General features: G+C 60.6%; 17 protein-coding genes. 2 read left to right on the top strand and 15 right to left on the bottom strand.

Going from position 1 to position 14,607, the window contains the following annotated elements:
• Window positions 1–4 precede the first annotated feature (4 nt).
• From FHX03_RS14140 to FHX03_RS14120, 5 genes are read right to left on the bottom strand one after another with little or no spacing between them, the layout of a single operon-like run.
• Window positions 5–1,162, bottom strand: a complete 1,158-nt coding sequence (locus tag FHX03_RS14140) for a glutathionylspermidine synthase family protein (RefSeq protein WP_183854168.1) — start codon at window positions 1,160–1,162, stop codon at window positions 5–7.
• Window position 1,163: 1 nt separating this feature from the next.
• Window positions 1,164–1,760 carry a DUF1190 domain-containing protein gene (locus FHX03_RS14135; protein WP_183854166.1) on the bottom strand — a complete coding sequence of 199 codons (597 nt, stop codon included), beginning with the start codon at window positions 1,758–1,760 and terminating at the stop codon, window positions 1,164–1,166.
• A 13-nt stretch (window positions 1,761–1,773) separates the two neighbouring features.
• Entirely contained in the window at window positions 1,774–2,175 is a 402-nt protein-coding gene (locus FHX03_RS14130) for a DUF350 domain-containing protein (RefSeq protein ID WP_183854164.1), read from the bottom strand.
• A 33-nt stretch (window positions 2,176–2,208) separates the two neighbouring features.
• The gene (locus tag FHX03_RS14125) at window positions 2,209–2,868 is read right to left on the bottom strand and encodes a YjfK family protein (protein ID WP_097629425.1); all 660 of its coding nucleotides are present in this window, start codon (window positions 2,866–2,868) and stop codon (window positions 2,209–2,211) included.
• A complete protein-coding gene (locus FHX03_RS14120; RefSeq protein ID WP_097629424.1) occupies window positions 2,865–3,920 on the bottom strand; it encodes an ion channel in 1,056 nt (351 codons plus the stop codon). Before FHX03_RS14120 ends, FHX03_RS14125 begins: the two co-directional genes overlap by 4 nt.
• Window positions 3,921–4,024: 104 nt before the next feature.
• Between FHX03_RS14120 and FHX03_RS14115 the strand changes: the two genes are divergently transcribed.
• Window positions 4,025–4,471 (top strand): YjfI family protein, encoded by a 447-nt coding sequence (locus FHX03_RS14115; RefSeq protein WP_097629423.1) that lies wholly within the window; start codon window positions 4,025–4,027, stop codon window positions 4,469–4,471.
• Complete coding sequence (locus FHX03_RS14110; protein ID WP_183854162.1) at window positions 4,468–5,202, top strand: PspA/IM30 family protein; 735 nt, start codon at window positions 4,468–4,470, stop codon at window positions 5,200–5,202. Before FHX03_RS14115 ends, FHX03_RS14110 begins: the two co-directional genes overlap by 4 nt.
• A 145-nt stretch (window positions 5,203–5,347) precedes the next feature.
• Here the strand turns inward: FHX03_RS14110 and FHX03_RS14105 are convergent, their stop codons facing one another.
• From FHX03_RS14105 to FHX03_RS14060, 10 genes are all read right to left on the bottom strand, one after another.
• Window positions 5,348–6,073 carry an amino acid ABC transporter ATP-binding protein gene (locus FHX03_RS14105; RefSeq protein WP_097629421.1) on the bottom strand — a complete coding sequence of 242 codons (726 nt, stop codon included), beginning with the start codon at window positions 6,071–6,073 and terminating at the stop codon, window positions 5,348–5,350.
• Window positions 6,051–6,710 carry an amino acid ABC transporter permease gene (locus tag FHX03_RS14100; protein ID WP_183854160.1) on the bottom strand — a complete coding sequence of 220 codons (660 nt, stop codon included), beginning with the start codon at window positions 6,708–6,710 and terminating at the stop codon, window positions 6,051–6,053. The genes FHX03_RS14105 and FHX03_RS14100 overlap by 23 nt, the downstream gene beginning before the upstream one ends.
• Window positions 6,707–7,378 carry an amino acid ABC transporter permease gene (locus FHX03_RS14095; protein WP_183854158.1) on the bottom strand — a complete coding sequence of 224 codons (672 nt, stop codon included), beginning with the start codon at window positions 7,376–7,378 and terminating at the stop codon, window positions 6,707–6,709. The genes FHX03_RS14100 and FHX03_RS14095 overlap by 4 nt, the downstream gene beginning before the upstream one ends.
• Before the next feature lie 79 nt (window positions 7,379–7,457).
• On the bottom strand, window positions 7,458–8,243 hold the full coding sequence (locus tag FHX03_RS14090) for a transporter substrate-binding domain-containing protein (protein ID WP_183854156.1): 786 nt from the start codon (window positions 8,241–8,243) through the stop codon (window positions 7,458–7,460).
• Between the two features lie 29 nt (window positions 8,244–8,272).
• Window positions 8,273–8,989: a GntR family transcriptional regulator gene (locus FHX03_RS14085; RefSeq protein ID WP_183854154.1), complete on the bottom strand. Its 717-nt coding sequence runs from the start codon at window positions 8,987–8,989 to the stop codon at window positions 8,273–8,275.
• A gap of 201 nt (window positions 8,990–9,190) precedes the next feature.
• Window positions 9,191–9,961: an amino acid ABC transporter ATP-binding protein gene (locus tag FHX03_RS14080; protein ID WP_097629416.1), complete on the bottom strand. Its 771-nt coding sequence runs from the start codon at window positions 9,959–9,961 to the stop codon at window positions 9,191–9,193.
• A gap of 12 nt (window positions 9,962–9,973) precedes the next feature.
• Window positions 9,974–10,633 carry an amino acid ABC transporter permease gene (locus tag FHX03_RS14075; protein ID WP_097629415.1) on the bottom strand — a complete coding sequence of 220 codons (660 nt, stop codon included), beginning with the start codon at window positions 10,631–10,633 and terminating at the stop codon, window positions 9,974–9,976.
• Between the two features lie 5 nt (window positions 10,634–10,638).
• Window positions 10,639–11,301, bottom strand: a complete 663-nt coding sequence (locus FHX03_RS14070) for an amino acid ABC transporter permease (RefSeq protein WP_097629414.1) — start codon at window positions 11,299–11,301, stop codon at window positions 10,639–10,641.
• 131 nt (window positions 11,302–11,432) lie between these two features.
• Window positions 11,433–12,272, bottom strand: coding sequence for a transporter substrate-binding domain-containing protein (locus FHX03_RS14065; protein ID WP_097629413.1), 840 nt, complete (start codon window positions 12,270–12,272; stop codon window positions 11,433–11,435).
• A gap of 449 nt (window positions 12,273–12,721) precedes the next feature.
• A complete protein-coding gene (locus tag FHX03_RS14060; RefSeq protein ID WP_183854153.1) occupies window positions 12,722–14,497 on the bottom strand; it encodes a methyl-accepting chemotaxis protein in 1,776 nt (591 codons plus the stop codon).
• Window positions 14,498–14,607 lie beyond the last annotated feature (110 nt).

Below are 14,607 nucleotides of genomic sequence, written 5' to 3'. Positions count from 1 at the left end.
TCTCTTAATCGATGATGACGTGCGGCACGAAACGCGACAGGTTGGCGGTTATGCGCGAGCGGTCTTCGCGAACGGCAAGGCCACAGGCGCGATCACCGACGACCCAGCTGCCGAGCACGGCAAAGCCGCCGTCGCTTTCGAAAAGCGGGGCATAGGCCTGGACGACGAAGCCTTCGTCGCCATAATCGCCGGGAGCGGAAACGAATTCCCGGCCATCCCGGAATATCGTGACGTTCTCGCCCTCTCGCGACAGCAGCGGTTTGCGCACATAATCCGTCAGGGTCGCGGCTGCCGGGTCGTCGGCAAAATAGCTCGCCAGCAGGTTGGGGTGATTGCGGTGGCGCTGCCAGAGCAGAGGCAGAAGCCCCTTGTTGGAGAGCACGGCCTTCCAGGCGGGCTCGATGAAAACATCGCCGGAGCGCGCGAGTTCGCGGGCGAACGGCTCGCGCAGCATGAACTCCCATGGGTATAGCTTGAAGCAGCGGTCGATCACCCGATCCTGCAGGTCGGTATAGCGGCCCTCGGCATCGATGCCGATCTCGCGTATGTCGAGAAGCTCGACGCGATGGCCGGCCTGCACTGCGCAGTCCATCAGATAAACCGTCGTGCCTCGATCCTCCTCATTGTCGGTCATCACAGCGAAGTGGAAGATCGGCCCTTTGGGAAATTGCTCGAACGCCTCGACGAGGCTTTCCTGCAGGGAATTATACTGGTCCGCATCATTGGGCAGGGTACCCAAAGCCATCTGGTCGGTCAGCCAGTTGTATTGGAAATAAGCTGTCTCGAACACCGAGGTCGGGGTATCGGCGTTGTATTCGAGCAATTTGACGGAGCCGGTGCCGTCATAGGCAAGATCAAATCGGCCGTAAAGGTGCCGGTCGCGGCGCTGCCAGGAGCGCTGCACCACATCGCGCAGATCCTCCGGAATGGCCAGCCTGTCGAGCGTCTCTTCGCTTCTGACGATATCACCGACCAGATCCATGCACATGTCGTGCAGTTCCTGGCTCGGCTGTTCGATCTGCGTCTCGATTTCGTCGAGCGTGAAAGTATAGGCGGCATCGTCGAGCCAGTAAGGCTCGCCGTACATGACGTGAAAGCCGAAGCCGACGGCGCGCGCCTTGTCACGCCAATCAGGACGGGCCGGAAGGGTGATGCGCTTCATGTCAGCCGCCGAAACTAAACGACGAACGGCCACCAAAGCCTTGACGGGCGACGGTGCGGGTATTGACGTTGACCGGCTTGACGCTCTGGCGCGAGGGCGCAGTCAGACTGTCGTTGCCCGCGCCGCCTGAGCGAACCGTTGTCACCGTCTGCCCGGAGCGATTGCGGTAAATCGGCGTCGAACCGTAGTAATAACCCATCTCCTCCTGGCGCCGGCGATAGTCGGAATAGTCGCCGATGTTGTTCAGTGCCGAAGACAGCATGTAGCCTGCCAGGAACGGCATAAAGAAGCTGCCGCTGCCGCCGGTATTGTTGGGGACTGAATTGGCCGGCTGCTCCGAGCAATGGCCCGCGCCGTATTCGGCCTCGCAGGCGGCCATGCCGTTGAAACGCGGCGCGGTGGCGAGATGAGCCCGCATGGCATCCTGATAGCCGGCCTGGCAGACCTGCCGGTCCATGCCGGATTGCACGCATTGGTCGACGGAGCTGAACATGACCTCCGAAGGCGTCTGGTCGCCGCAACCGGATAGCGCCAGGGTGGAGGCAGCGATAGTGCCTAGGGCCAGGAAGGGTCTGTGCCCGCTCTTACGTCTGCGCATCGTTCCCCTCCCCTCAATAGGTCATGCAGGCGGCGTTGAGAATACCGATGACCAGTGCGATGCCGCCGCCCCATATGCCCGCGGCGATATCGTCGGCGGTGATCTTCTCATGCAGGTCCGGCATGGTGAAATTCGCAATATAGAAAGCAAGGATCTGCGCCAGAATGCCGATCACCGCCCATATGATGTAGTCGATGATGCTGACCGAATTAGCGGCGGCCGAAGCCAGCGGCAGGCTGAAACCGATAAGCGCGCCGAGAAATGCCGTCACCGCGGCGAGGTTGCCGGCACGAATGAGCTGAACTTCCTTTTGCGGCGTCAGGAATGTGTAGATCACCGCAAAAACAACGTAGGCGCCAAGACCAACGGCGAAATAACCAAGGAAGGCAGGCAGACCCGCCACGTAATCGAGCATTGAAAAACTCCTCCGTCAAAAATTGATAGTGTGTCAGACGCGGCGGACATCGGCTGGAGCAAGCCCATAACCGATCAGAAATTCCACCGAGCTTCCCGCTTGGCTCTGTCCGAGGTCGAGATCACGCTCGACATTGATCAGAAGCATTTCGCGCGTCGAGCCAAGCGGGCGGTAATACAACATACAGGTCTGGTGAATGGAGCGCTGCGCTTCACCATCCTCGACCTTTTCGACAAATTCCACCAGTTGCGCGCGCTCCGGGCCTTCGCCCCAGAAGCGGCTATAGAGTATACCGTCGGCATCGTAGGAAGGCTGGCCGATCAGGCCGCCCGGCCCGGTCCAGCGGTTCCATTCGCTCTGCCCGGCCGGCACGACGCTGTCCCAGGATTGATAAAAGCTGATGTCGTCGACGGCATCGCCCGGCTGGCCCGACGCCGACATCACCTGGATCATCCGGTGGTCCTCATCGTAGTAACGCGACAGAACCGTTGCGGCATCGAGCGAACTCTCGCCGTAGCCGGCAATGATGAAGGGGCCGCTCCGTGGCAGCGGCATGGCCGGCTCGCCCCCCAAAGCCTCGGCCTCGAGGGAGAGGAAATCGATCTCCAGAGCCCCGCCGATGGCGGCGCCCAAGGGGCCAAGTTCTCTGGGCAAGGGCTTTTCGTTCTTGTCTCTGCCGAACCAGCCGATCATGATACGTCTCCCATTCGAGCCCAAGCGACGGCAGCGGGATCTAGCCGCATTCCGCTGATGTAGTAAAGGGTCTCGCCGCCCCGCATCAGCACCTCGTCCCGGCAATTGAGGTCGGTGATGCCCTGGCTCAGCAAGCCCACCAGCGTGACGTTATGCTCACGCTTGAGGCTTAAAAATACGTCTCCATAGAGCAGTGGCCGTTGCAAAGGCGGAACCGGCAGGGAAAAGGCCGTATCGGTGGAGGCGGCCGATAGCAGCCGTGCGGCGATCTCCGAAGAGCCCGGATCGCGGGCTGCACGCGACAGCAGCTCCTCGGCGAGCGAGCCCACCGCCTCGACGCGCGGCCGGAGTTGTTTGACCATCTGGGCTGTGCGGTCGTCGGCGAAATAAGCGACGATATGGGCATTGGGCGCATGGTCTTCGGCAATCAGCACCGCGGCCAGCGTCTCGTCGTCATTTGCTCCGCGCGCGATGATTGCCCGCGCCTGCGCCACTCCGGCCCGCACCAGAGCGTCCGCATCGGCGAGCCGCTCGGTTCTGATATAGTCGGTGTAATCGCTGGCGGGATTCTCCGCCAGCTCCTTGGCAACCAGAACGCTCATTGGTTCGTTGGCCTGCCGTTCGGCATGCAGCAGCCGCAGCATCTGGTATGTCTGCCCCTCCTGCCAGCCTAAGACGATGATATGACCGCTGCGTTCGCTGTAGTCACCCAATCCGCGCATGCGGTTCCTCCAGATCGTGCCGATCGTTGTCAACAATTTGCCAAGAACGGCGGTGAAGATGGCAATGCCGCCGGGAAGGACGAAGAGGACGGCAATGATCCGGCCAAATCCCGATTTTGGGGAAAGATCTCCATAGCCGACCGTCGTGGCTGTCACCATATAGTAGTAAAGAAAATCGATCGGATTGCCGACGAGATCGCCTTCGCCGCACAGCATAAAGAGCAGGTAGGAGGCGGCCAGATGGATCACGAGAAGAATAAAAAGGGCGGACCAGGCCAATTCGCTGAGCGAGAGATATACACGCCGCAGCAATGAAGCGATAAATGGCACGCGATTCGCCCCCGTTCCCCGTGCGTAACCTAGCGAAATTTATTTACCGCGCCACCCCTTTAAGTGGCATATCGGATACCCAGATATTTTTCGAATTCTAACCGATGGAGGACTTTTTGGAGACCTGGAACCTCACCACTTTAACGCGCCTGTTCGCCGCCGATCCGGCGGCGCTCGGTGATGTGGACGTAGCCGTACCCGAACAGGGCGACGTCATATGCGTCACCCTCAAGGAAAAAGGCGATCTCGACGTCTTCGTCGCGGTCAGCGGAGAACGCGACATTCTTGTCAGCGCCGTTCTTTTGCCGTGCAAGGAGGTGCCCAATCGCGAAGCCTTCGAACGCATGGTGCTCAAGACGCACAAGTTCGTGCCGCTCTCCAGCTTCGGCATCACCACCATCGACGGTGAGGAATGGTATGAATTGTTCGGTTCGCTGTCGGCGCACTCGCCAGCCGACACGGTGGTCGAAGAGGTGGCAATTCTGGCGGCCAATGCCGTCGATGCGGCACACATGATTGATGAATGGAAAAGCGGGGAGATTGCCGCATGAGCACCTGGGGAAAGATTTTCACCGCCATTCGCGGCGGCATCAACGAGGCGGCTGAAGCCGCCGCCGACAACCAATCCATGCGCATTCTCGACCAGGAAATCCGCGACGCCGAACAGTCGCTGCGCCGGGCGCGATCCGATCTGGCCGGCATCATGGCCTCCAACAAGAGCGTCATGCGCCGCCTGGAAGAAAACCGCGCAAAGGAAACCAAGGATACCGACAGCGCTCGCGCCGCGATATCGGCCGGCCGCACGGATCTCGCTCAGGGCCTGGCGCAGCGCATCGCCACCAGCCGTTCCGAAGTGCAGCGCGACCAGGAAGAGCTCGATCGGCTGCTGCCCCGCCAGCAGCAGATGCTGCGCACGATCCAGGACACCGAAGCACGCATTGCTCAGATGAAGCGCGAGGTGGAGAACGTCAAAGCCAACGAGTCGCTGCTGCGCGCTCAGTCGGCGATCGCCCATAACCAGTCGGGCATCAATACCCGTCTCGGCAGCGCCGTCGAAAGTCTCGAACGCATCAAGAAACGCCAGGAAATCACTGCCGGGCGCATCGAAGCCGGTGCAGAGCTCGCCGCGCTGGAAAACGGCGGCGATCTCGATCGTCAGCTGCGCGAAGCCGGCATTGGCGGTTCCAGCCATTCGGCCGATGACATTCTGGCACAACTAATGCTCCCCAAACATTCGGCCGAGCCGGTCTTGCTGCCCGCCCCCGCCGGCCAGAAAGACTGACAATCCCTGGGGACGGCAGCCTTGCCTGCCGTTCCCAGCACGTCTGCGGATTCGAGCGCCCGCGCGCTTGTTGGTTGAAAGCGGCGCGCGTGCGCCATCTTCTGCGACGAAGCCGGCCGGCATAAGCGAGAGCATGTCATCGTTTCTAATTGACGCCGAGAAACTGCTTCAGCTCGGCCGTCTGCGGGTTGGCGAAGACCTCCTCCGGCCGGCCCACCTCGTGGACCCGGCCCTGATGCATAAAGACGACGCGGCTACAGACGTCGCGGGCGAACTTCATCTCATGGGTGACCATCAGCAGCGTCATCCCTTCCGCGGCAAGCTCGCGCACGACGGCCAGAACCTCGGCGACCAGTTCCGGGTCGAGCGCCGAGGTGATTTCGTCACAGAGAAGGGCTGCCGGCTGCATGGCGAGCGCCCGGGCGATGGCGACGCGCTGTTGCTGGCCACCGGAGAGTTCGTCCGGATAGGCGTCGAACCTGTGCCCAAGCCCCACCCGCTCCAGCATCTTGCGGGCGATGGCCTCGGCTTCGGCCTTCGGGGTCTTCTTGACCACCGTCTGCGACAGGATGACGTTGCCGCCCGCCGTCAGGTGCGGGAAGAGATTGAACTGCTGAAAGATCATGCCGACCTTGAGGCGCAGGGCCTTCAGATGCACTTCGTCATCGAGGAGTTGCGCGCCGGCCACGGAAATGGAACCGTCGGTGATGGTCTCCAGGCCGTTGATGCAGCGAAGCAGGGTCGATTTGCCCGAACCGCTTTTGCCGATAATGGCGATGACCTCGCCGGCCTGCACATCGAGATTGATGCCTTTCAGCACCTCGGTGGCTCCGAAGCTCTTGCGGACTTCAGTGATTTCGATGAGCGACATTGAGCTTCCTTTCCAGGATCTGGCTGCTTTTCGACAAGGGCCAGCAGAGGGCGAAGTAGATGAGGGCGACGAGCCCGTAGACGGTGAAGGGCTGGAAGGTGGCATTGGTGACCACGGTGCCGGCTTTCGACAATTCGACGAAGCCGATGATCGAGGTCAGCGCTGTTCCCTTGACGATTTGGACGGAGAAGCCGACCGTCGGCGGTATGGCGACCCTGAGCGCCTGCGGCAGGATGACATGGCGCATCTGCTGCAGCCGGCCCATGCCGAGGCTGGCGGAGGCTTCCCACTGGCCTTTGGCGACCGATTCGACGCAGCCTCGCCAGATCTCGGCGAGAAAGGCGGCGCTCCACAGGGTGAGCGCCAATCCCGCAGCAAGCCAGGCCGGCACGTCGATGCCGAAGAGGCCGAGACCGAAAAAGGCGATGAAGAGCTGCATCAGCAGCGGCGTACCCTGGAACAGCTCGATATAATATTTCGCAAGCAGCCTGAATGGCTTGCGCTTGCTGATGCGCAGGAACAGCAGCCCCAGCCCGACCGCGCCGCCGCCGACGAAGGAGACGAGCGAAAGCAGGATCGTCCAGCGGGTGGCGAGCAGCAGGTTTCGCAGGATGTCCCAGAGGGTGAACTCGATCATCGTGCTTTTCTCCTCGGGAAAATCAAGCCGCCGACCACACCCAACACCTGCCGAAGCAGGATCGCCATCACCAGATAGATGGCTGTCGAGACGATGTAGGCCTCGAAGGCGCGGAAGGTTCGCGATTGTATGAAATTCGCGGCAAAGGTCAGATCTTCGGCGGCGATCTGCGACACGATCGACGAGCCGAGCATGACGATGACGACTTGCGACGACAGCGCCGGCCAGATGCGCTGCAGTGACGGGACGAGCACGACATGGCGGAAGGTTTCGAAGCGCGTCATGGCAAGGCTCTCGCCTGCCTCGAATTGACCCTTCGGGGTTGCCTGGATGCCGGCGCGAATGATCTCGCAGCTATAGGCGCCAAGGTTGATGACCATTGCGAGGTTGGCGGCGGTCAATTCGGGAAGCTGGAGGCCGAGCGACGGCAGGCCGAAGAAGATGAAAAACAGCTGGATCAGGAACGGCGTGTTGCGGATCAGTTCGACATAGGCGGCAACGACAGGTTTCAGCCAGGCCGGCCCGAGTGCGCGCACCCAGGCACAGACGATGCCGAGCGAAATGCCGAGCAGTCCGCCGATCGCGATCAGTTCCAGGGTGACCAGTATGCCCTTGATGATCTCAGGGTAATATTGAAGCAGCCAACCGAATTCGAAATGATAGCTCAAAGAATTGTCCCCTCTTGCGGTGACGAGCGGATGTCATCCCGCCTGCGGGCGCGGGATGACATCCGTAAGTCCGAGTCGTTCAGAGATCTGACGGGAGATCGGTGCCTAGCCACTTCTGCGATATGGCGTTCAGCGCGCCATTGGTTTTGGCGGCACCGATGATGCCGTTGACCTTCTCCAGAAGAGCTGCCTGCTCCTTGTTGAGGCCGATGTAGCAGGGCGAGTTCTTGATCAGGAATTTGAGCTCAGGGCGCTTGGGGGGATTTTTGGCGAGGATCGCCGCCGCCACGACGTTGCCGGTGGCGATGGTGTCGACCTGGCCGGACAGGAAGGCTGAGATCGTGCCGTTATTGTCCTCGTAACGCTTGATCGTCGCATCGGCCGGCGCGATCTTCGTCAGTTCCAAATCCTCGACCGAGCCGCGCGTGACACCAATGCTCTTGCCGGTGAGGTCTTCCGCCTTGGCAACCGAAACATCGGCCGGCGCGAACACGCCGTTGAAGAAGGGAGCGTAGGCTGTGGAGAAATCGATCACCTTTTCGCGCTCCGCATTCTTGCCGAGGCTTGATATGACCAGGTCGACCTTGTTGGTCTGCAGATAGGGCACGCGGTTGGCGCTGGTGACCGGCACCAGCTCGGTCTTGACGCCCAGTTTTTCGGCAATGAGATTGGCGACGTCGATATCGTAGCCCATCGGCGCCATATCGGTGCCGACGCTGCCGAATGGCGGAAAATCCTGCGGAACCGCGACACGCAGCGTACCGCGCGACGTGATGTCGGCGAGAGCATCGGCACGAGAAGCGGAGCCGAAGCCGAGGCCTGCCGCCAGGGTCGCGATTGCGAAGAAAACTCGTATTGTCAGCATGCGTTCATTACTCCTTTGAAGTGCTGTTTTTAGGGGCTGAGAGGCGGGGACGCGGTCCTGGGCGGGAGCGACAGGGAATTGCGCAGATCCGAAAGCGGGTTCGGGCGGGCGGTGAGGTCGAGGCCCATTTCCACGTCGTCGAGATGCTCGACGGAGAGTTCTGCAGCTCTGACGAAATCGCCCGCCTGCATGGCCTCGAAGATGCGGCAGTGCCCCTCGTGGGATTGTGCGGCGTGAAATTCAGATTGATAGAGCATCGAAATGAGGATCGTCCGCGCGGTCAGGTCGCGCAGGATATCGACCATGATGGCGTTGCCGCTCAATTCGGCGATGCGGATATGGAAATCGCCCATCAGATAGGTCAGGCGCTGGCGGTCGCCCGCCGCCATGGCATTTCGCTCCTCGGTGAGATGCGCGTCGAGCGCCTTGCTGCCCTCCTCCGTCAGCGTCCGCATGCTGCGCAGCAGCCCGGCCTCGACGATCCGCCGCGCCTCATAGACCGCGATCGCATCTTCCGCGGACGGCTCGACGACAAACCAACCACGCCGAGGGCTGACATGCACGATGCCGCGTGACTCCAGGCGCATCATCGCCTCCCGGACGCGGGTTCTGGACACGCCGAAGAGCGCTGCCAGCTGGTTTTCGCCAAGTCGCGTACCGGGCCGGATCTTGGCAGAAAGGATGCCGGAGACGATCGTCGCCTCGATGGATTTCTGCGTGGTCTCGGATGTGTGGCTATCTTGCATACAAGACAGAAAGCAAAGCCCATGCCAAAATCCTGTGTTCAGGATTTTCAAGATGTCGCGAATGCTGTGCGGGAAATTTGCCTGCCCGGAATGCAGATTGAACGTAATTTGTGCGGGCGCCGGCGCCCGAAGACGCCGGTCAGTGCGACCGCGATCTTTCTCATCTGCGATCGAACTGCCGCGCCGATCGTCTTCGTGCTTTTAGTTGAAACTCGAGGTCTTGAGGAATTCCGCGAGCCGTTCGGTCTTCGGCCGCACAAACATTTCCTTCGGGTCGCCCTCCTCGCAGATGACGCCCTGGTTCATGAAAATGACGCGCGATGAAACCTCGTAGGCGAAACGCATCTCATGGGTGACAAGCAGCATGGTCATGCCGTCGGCGGCGAGCCCCTTGATGACCTGCAGCACTTCGCCCACCAGTTCCGGGTCGAGCGCCGATGTCACCTCATCGAACAGCATCAGCCGCGGCGACATGGCGATGGCGCGGGCGATGGCGACACGCTGCTGCTGGCCGCCGGAAAGCTGACCGGGATAATGGTTGGTGCGAGCGGAGAGGCCGACACGATCGAGCCATTTCTCCGCGACGGCGCGGGCCTCCGGCTTCGTCATTTTCTTCACCTTGACGAGACCGAGCATGACGTTTTCGGCGGCACTCATATGCGGGAAGAGATTGAACTGCTGAAAGGCCATGCCGGTCAGCGCGCGCTGGCGGGCAATCTCTTTCTCGCCCTTGCGGCGGCGGGTTGCGCCGTCGACGCGGTAGCCGATCTCCTCGCCATCGAGACTGATCGTGCCGCCCTGGAATTCTTCCAGCATGTTGACGCAGCGCAGCAAGGTGGTCTTTCCGGAGCCGGACGAGCCGATGATGGAAATAACCTCGCCTTCCTCCACGGCGCAATCGACGCCTTTGAGGACTTCGTGGACGCCGTAAGTCTTGCGCAGACCCTTGATGTCGAGAATGGTCTTGGCCATCGGGGGAACTCCTCAGGACGGCAGGGCGGTCTTGCGCTCGACATATTTGCCGAAGTGCTCGATGCCGTAGTTGACGATGAAATAGAGACCGCCGGCCAGGAAATAAAACTGGAGGCTCATGAAATTGCGGGAGATGATCTCCTGCGTGCGCAGCAGCAGCTCGGCAACGCCGATGACGGAGAGCAGCGTCGAGGCCTTGACCATCTCGGCCGCCGTATTCACCCAGGCCGGCAGGCACTGTCGCATGGCCTGCGGCCACAGCACCGAGGTGAAGGTCTGGGTAAAAGTCAGGCCGATCGCCTTGGCCGCTTCGGTCTGCCCCTTCGGGATCGCCTGCAATGCTCCGCGGACGATCTCGCCGACATGCGAGGAGCAGAAGATCGCAAGGGCGAGCACCCCGGCGGAGAACGGCCCGAGATCGAGCCCAACGGCGGCGGAGACATAATAGCTTGCCAGTACCAGCACGAGTACCGGCGTGCCGCGGATAATATCGGTATAGGCGCGCACGATCAGCCGCAAAATAACGCCGCCATAAACGAGCGCCAGGCCGACGAAGACGCCGAGGACAGACCCTGCGAGAATGGCCAGCAGAGAGATCGACACGGTCACGCCGATGCCGTTGATAATGACGTAGCGGGCGATCCAGAGTTGTTCGAGAAAGGTGTGGGGCATCGGGTCTATCTCGGCAGGGCCAGACGGCGCTCGACGAAGCGCATCACGGCGGCGATCAGGAAACAGGTCGCGACATAGAGGGCGGAGGTGACCATCCAGGTTTCGATGACGCGAAAGCTTTCGACATTAATCTTGCGGGCAGCAAAGGTCAGTTCCGGCACGGCGATGGCGGCTGCAAGCGAAGTGTCCTTGAACAGCGAGATAATCGTCGAGGACAGCGACGGCAGCACGTTGCGCAGCATCAGCGGAGCGATAATGGAGCTGCGGATCTGCATCCCCGTCAGGCCGATGGCGAGGCCGGCTTCCGTCAGCCCTTTCGGGATCGACAGCAGGCCGGCGCGGAACACCTCGGCCAGATAGGCGCCGGAATAGAGGGAGAGAACCAGCACAAAGCTTTTTATCTTGTCGAGGCGCAAGCCCATCTGCGGCAGCGCAAAAAAGGCGAATAGCACCAGGACGAGAATCGGCAGGTTGCGAATGACAGTGACATAGACCCGCGCCGGCACCACCGCCAGGCGGTTTTTGGACGTCAGCGCGAAGGCCACGACCAGGCCTAACACGGCCCCGATTAGGATCGAGATCACCGCCAAGCCGAGGCTCAGCGCAAGCCCGCTCAGCAGAAAATCGAAATTGCGCCAGACGGCACCGAAGTTCAACGTATAACCCATGCGGGCCGCCCTTTCAGACTAACGCATCGTGCACGATGCGCAGATTCAAAGTGTTGCAGCGTCCTTTGTGCGCCTCGAAAGACGCACGGGGCTGCAGCGGAGCGGGAGACAGGTCCCGCTCCGCATGGCCGTTACTTGAACTCAACGGGGAAGCCGATCTGCGGCGGCGTCAGATCCTTGCCGAACCAGGTCTTGAAGGACTTGGCGTAAAAGTCGAACTCCACGCCGGTCATGGCTTCGTGCAGGGCGGTGTTGACAAAGTTCAACCAGTCCTGATCGCCGCGCTTGACGGCGCAGGCGTAGGTCTGCGGGTTCCAGCCGTAGCCGGCATCTTTATAGCGGCCCGGATTCTGCGTCATGTACCAGGCGAGCGACGACTGGTCGGTGGCAACGGCATCGGCGCGTCCCGACTCCAGGGCCTGATAGATCAGGTCGACGGAATCATACTGATCGACGGTGGCCTCCGGCAATGCCGCGTGCACCATCGTCTCGGCATAGACGTTCTGCAGAACCGAGATGGTGACGGAGGAACCGGCGGCCTTGAGAGCGGCGTAATCGCCATATTTTCCGTCCGCCTTGAGCATCAGACCGACACCCTCGCGATAATAAGGAATGGTGAAGGCGACCTGCTGGGCGCGTTCGCCGGTAACGGTCATGAACTGGCAGGTGATATCGACCTTATCGGTGGTGATGTTCGGGATGCGAGCGTCGGAGGACTGGTTTACATATTCGATCTTCTCAGGATCGCCGAACAGCGCCTTGGCGATGATATGGCCCATGTCGACGTCGAAACCCTGAAGCTTGTCGTCGGCGCTCTTGAAGTGCCAGGGCGCGTTGGTGCTGCCCGTCCCGAGCACGAGATGGCCGCGGGCCAGCACTTCATCGAGCTTGCTGCCGTCGGCCAGTGCAGGCGTGGAGAGCAGCACAGCGGCGGCCAGCGACATCACGCCGGTGCGAAAGGAAATAGTCATGGCGTTCCCCTTATGGATGGTTCTCGTATATTCCAGTATAATGGACGTCTGTCTGTTTTACTGGAATAGCCTATCAAGTGCCATCAAGGACGAATTGTCAATGGGTCATGCTGAAAAAACGCGCAGCGGCGCACGTGGTGATTTTTTCGGCAGTGCAGCATTTTCCTGCCGCTTGCGAGGCTGATCGCCTGGCTGCGTTCCGACGTATCGGGGAATGCATATGGAGGCCGCAACGCAGCGGCCGGCAATGACTTCATTGCCGAAGCGACGCAGAAGTCCAACCTTATGACAAGGGCAAGAGCGCGTGCTTCAGGTTATCCAGTGGGGTGCCACGCTCTACTCGAACCCGCGGCGCCGCGCGGCACCGAGACCCTGCGGAGCTGCCCTCAGACCTACGGTGCCGCGCCTTTAGGCGTGCAAGCAACGCTGTCGCTTTGATTTGAACTAAATCAGAATTCTTCCCAATCGGACTTCAGCGCGGCAGCCGCCGTTCCATGAACCGAGGCCGTGCGGACAACTTTTAAAGCCGACGGCATCGAAGGATGACGCCCCGCCTGCGACGACGAAGACCGTGTTTTCGGCCCGTCTTCGAAACGGAACTGCGCAAGGAGCTTGAAGAGTGCGGCAGCCTCCCGTGCAAGGCCATGGCTTGCAGCAGTCTGCTCCTCGACCATTGCGGCATTCTGCTGCGTTCCCTGGTCGACAGTGTTGATGGCCTGGCTGATGCCACCGAGCGCCGTCGATTGCTCGCGCGCCGCCTCGACGATCGCCGTGACGTTGGTATTGATTTCGTGAACCTGAGTGGCGATTTCCCGCAGCGCCGATCCGGCGTTCGTCACCAGGGCGACGCCGTTTGCGACGTGGGAACCGGACGCCGTAATCAGGCTCTTGATCTCTTTCGCGGCCTTCGCCGAGCGCTGCGCCAGTTCGCGCACTTCCTGGGCGACGACCGCAAACCCCTTGCCGGCCTCCCCTGCCCGCGCCGCCTCTACGCCGGCATTGAGCGCCAAAAGGTTCGTCTGGAAGGCAATCTCATCGATAACGCCGATGATGTTGGAAATTTCGTGCGACGAGGTTTCGATCTGATCCATCGCTCCGATGGCATCCCGCACCACCTGGCCGGAATGCTCCGCATGATCCCTGGTGCGCGCCACCAGATGACCGGCCTCCTCGGCGCGACGGCTCGAATCCTTGACCGTGGTGGTGATTTCCTCAAGAGCGGCCGCTGTTTCTTCGACGGATGCGGCTTGCTGCTCGGTGCGCTTGGCCAGGTCGTCGGCCGCGGTGCGAATTTCGTTGGAACCGGCCGAAATCGCCTTGGCATTTTCGGCCACCGTTACCATGGCGTCCTTCAGCTTCTCCGAGGCGCTGTTGAAATCGGTGCGCAGCCGCTCCAGCGAAGGAATGAAAGGCTTCGCGATCGTCTGCGACAGGTCGCCGTCGGCAAAGTTTGTCAGGCAGTAAGCAAGTTGTTCGACATTCTCGACGCGAGCCGTAACGTCGGTTGCGAACTTGACGACTTTGAACACTTTGCCGTTCAGGTCGAAGATCGGATTGTAGGACGCCTGGATGTAGACTTTGCGTCCACCCTTCCCCACCCGCATGAATTCGTCGGCAATCAACTGGCCGCTCGCAAGCTTTCGCCAGAAGTCCTTGTAAGCTTCCGACTTCGAATAGTCAGCTTCGCAGAACATCGAATGATGTTTGCCCTGGATTTCGGCAAGCGAATAGCCGAGGGCGGCAAGGAAATTGTCGTTGGCACCAAGCACTTCGCCGCCCGGCGTGAATTCGATGATCGCCTGAGCCCGCGACAAGGCGTCGATCTTACCCGCATCCTCGGCGGATTTCAGCTTCTGCGCGGTGATATCGGTTGCGATCTTGATGACCTTGACCGGTCTCCCGCGCCGGAACACGGGATTGTAGGATGCTTCGATCCAGACCTCGCGGCCACCTTTTCCGAGCCGCTTATATTGCTGCTGCTCGAATTTCCCGGCTGACAGCTTCGTCCAGAAGGCCTTGTATTCCGCCGAGGATGCATAGGCGGGTTCGACGAACATGCGGTGATGTTGTCCAGCGATCTCCCGCAATTCGTAGCCGAGCGCCCTGCAGAAATTTTCGTTCGCGGTGAGGATCATGCCCGACAAGTCGAACTCGATCATGGCTTGCGAGTTGGATAGAGCAGCGAGAGCAGCGACAGCATTTGCACCACGATCAAGAATGCTCACTCACAAATCCCCCACAGATTTCATCGCAGTCAATTCGGACACGTCACGAATATTTGCCTATGCCTATTAATGGGGATTTAATGATTAATATAAGGTTTAGCGGTCTGCTT

The organism is Rhizobium sp. BK456 (genome assembly GCF_014194045.1).
Taxonomy (GTDB): domain Bacteria; phylum Pseudomonadota; class Alphaproteobacteria; order Rhizobiales; family Rhizobiaceae; genus Rhizobium; species Rhizobium redzepovicii.
The sequence above is the reverse complement of the archived record's forward strand: the minus strand, read 5'-3'. Positions and strand labels throughout refer to the sequence as shown.

Coding starts and splice junctions, on each gene's coding strand:
- FHX03_RS14140 (WP_183854168.1), bottom strand. CDS start 1,162: ATGAAGCGCATCACCCTTCCGGCCCGTCCTGATTGGCGTGACAAGGCG.
- FHX03_RS14135 (WP_183854166.1), bottom strand. CDS start 1,760: ATGCGCAGACGTAAGAGCGGGCACAGACCCTTCCTGGCCCTAGGCACT.
- FHX03_RS14130 (WP_183854164.1), bottom strand. CDS start 2,175: ATGCTCGATTACGTGGCGGGTCTGCCTGCCTTCCTTGGTTATTTCGCC.
- FHX03_RS14125 (WP_097629425.1), bottom strand. CDS start 2,868: ATGATCGGCTGGTTCGGCAGAGACAAGAACGAAAAGCCCTTGCCCAGA.
- FHX03_RS14115 (WP_097629423.1), top strand. CDS start 4,025: ATGGAGGACTTTTTGGAGACCTGGAACCTCACCACTTTAACGCGCCTG.
- FHX03_RS14110 (WP_183854162.1), top strand. CDS start 4,468: ATGAGCACCTGGGGAAAGATTTTCACCGCCATTCGCGGCGGCATCAAC.
- FHX03_RS14105 (WP_097629421.1), bottom strand. CDS start 6,073: ATGTCGCTCATCGAAATCACTGAAGTCCGCAAGAGCTTCGGAGCCACC.
- FHX03_RS14100 (WP_183854160.1), bottom strand. CDS start 6,710: ATGATCGAGTTCACCCTCTGGGACATCCTGCGAAACCTGCTGCTCGCC.
- FHX03_RS14090 (WP_183854156.1), bottom strand. CDS start 8,243: ATGCTGACAATACGAGTTTTCTTCGCAATCGCGACCCTGGCGGCAGGC.
- FHX03_RS14085 (WP_183854154.1), bottom strand. CDS start 8,989: ATGCAAGATAGCCACACATCCGAGACCACGCAGAAATCCATCGAGGCG.
- FHX03_RS14080 (WP_097629416.1), bottom strand. CDS start 9,961: ATGGCCAAGACCATTCTCGACATCAAGGGTCTGCGCAAGACTTACGGC.
- FHX03_RS14075 (WP_097629415.1), bottom strand. CDS start 10,633: ATGCCCCACACCTTTCTCGAACAACTCTGGATCGCCCGCTACGTCATT.
- FHX03_RS14070 (WP_097629414.1), bottom strand. CDS start 11,301: ATGGGTTATACGTTGAACTTCGGTGCCGTCTGGCGCAATTTCGATTTT.
- FHX03_RS14065 (WP_097629413.1), bottom strand. CDS start 12,272: ATGACTATTTCCTTTCGCACCGGCGTGATGTCGCTGGCCGCCGCTGTG.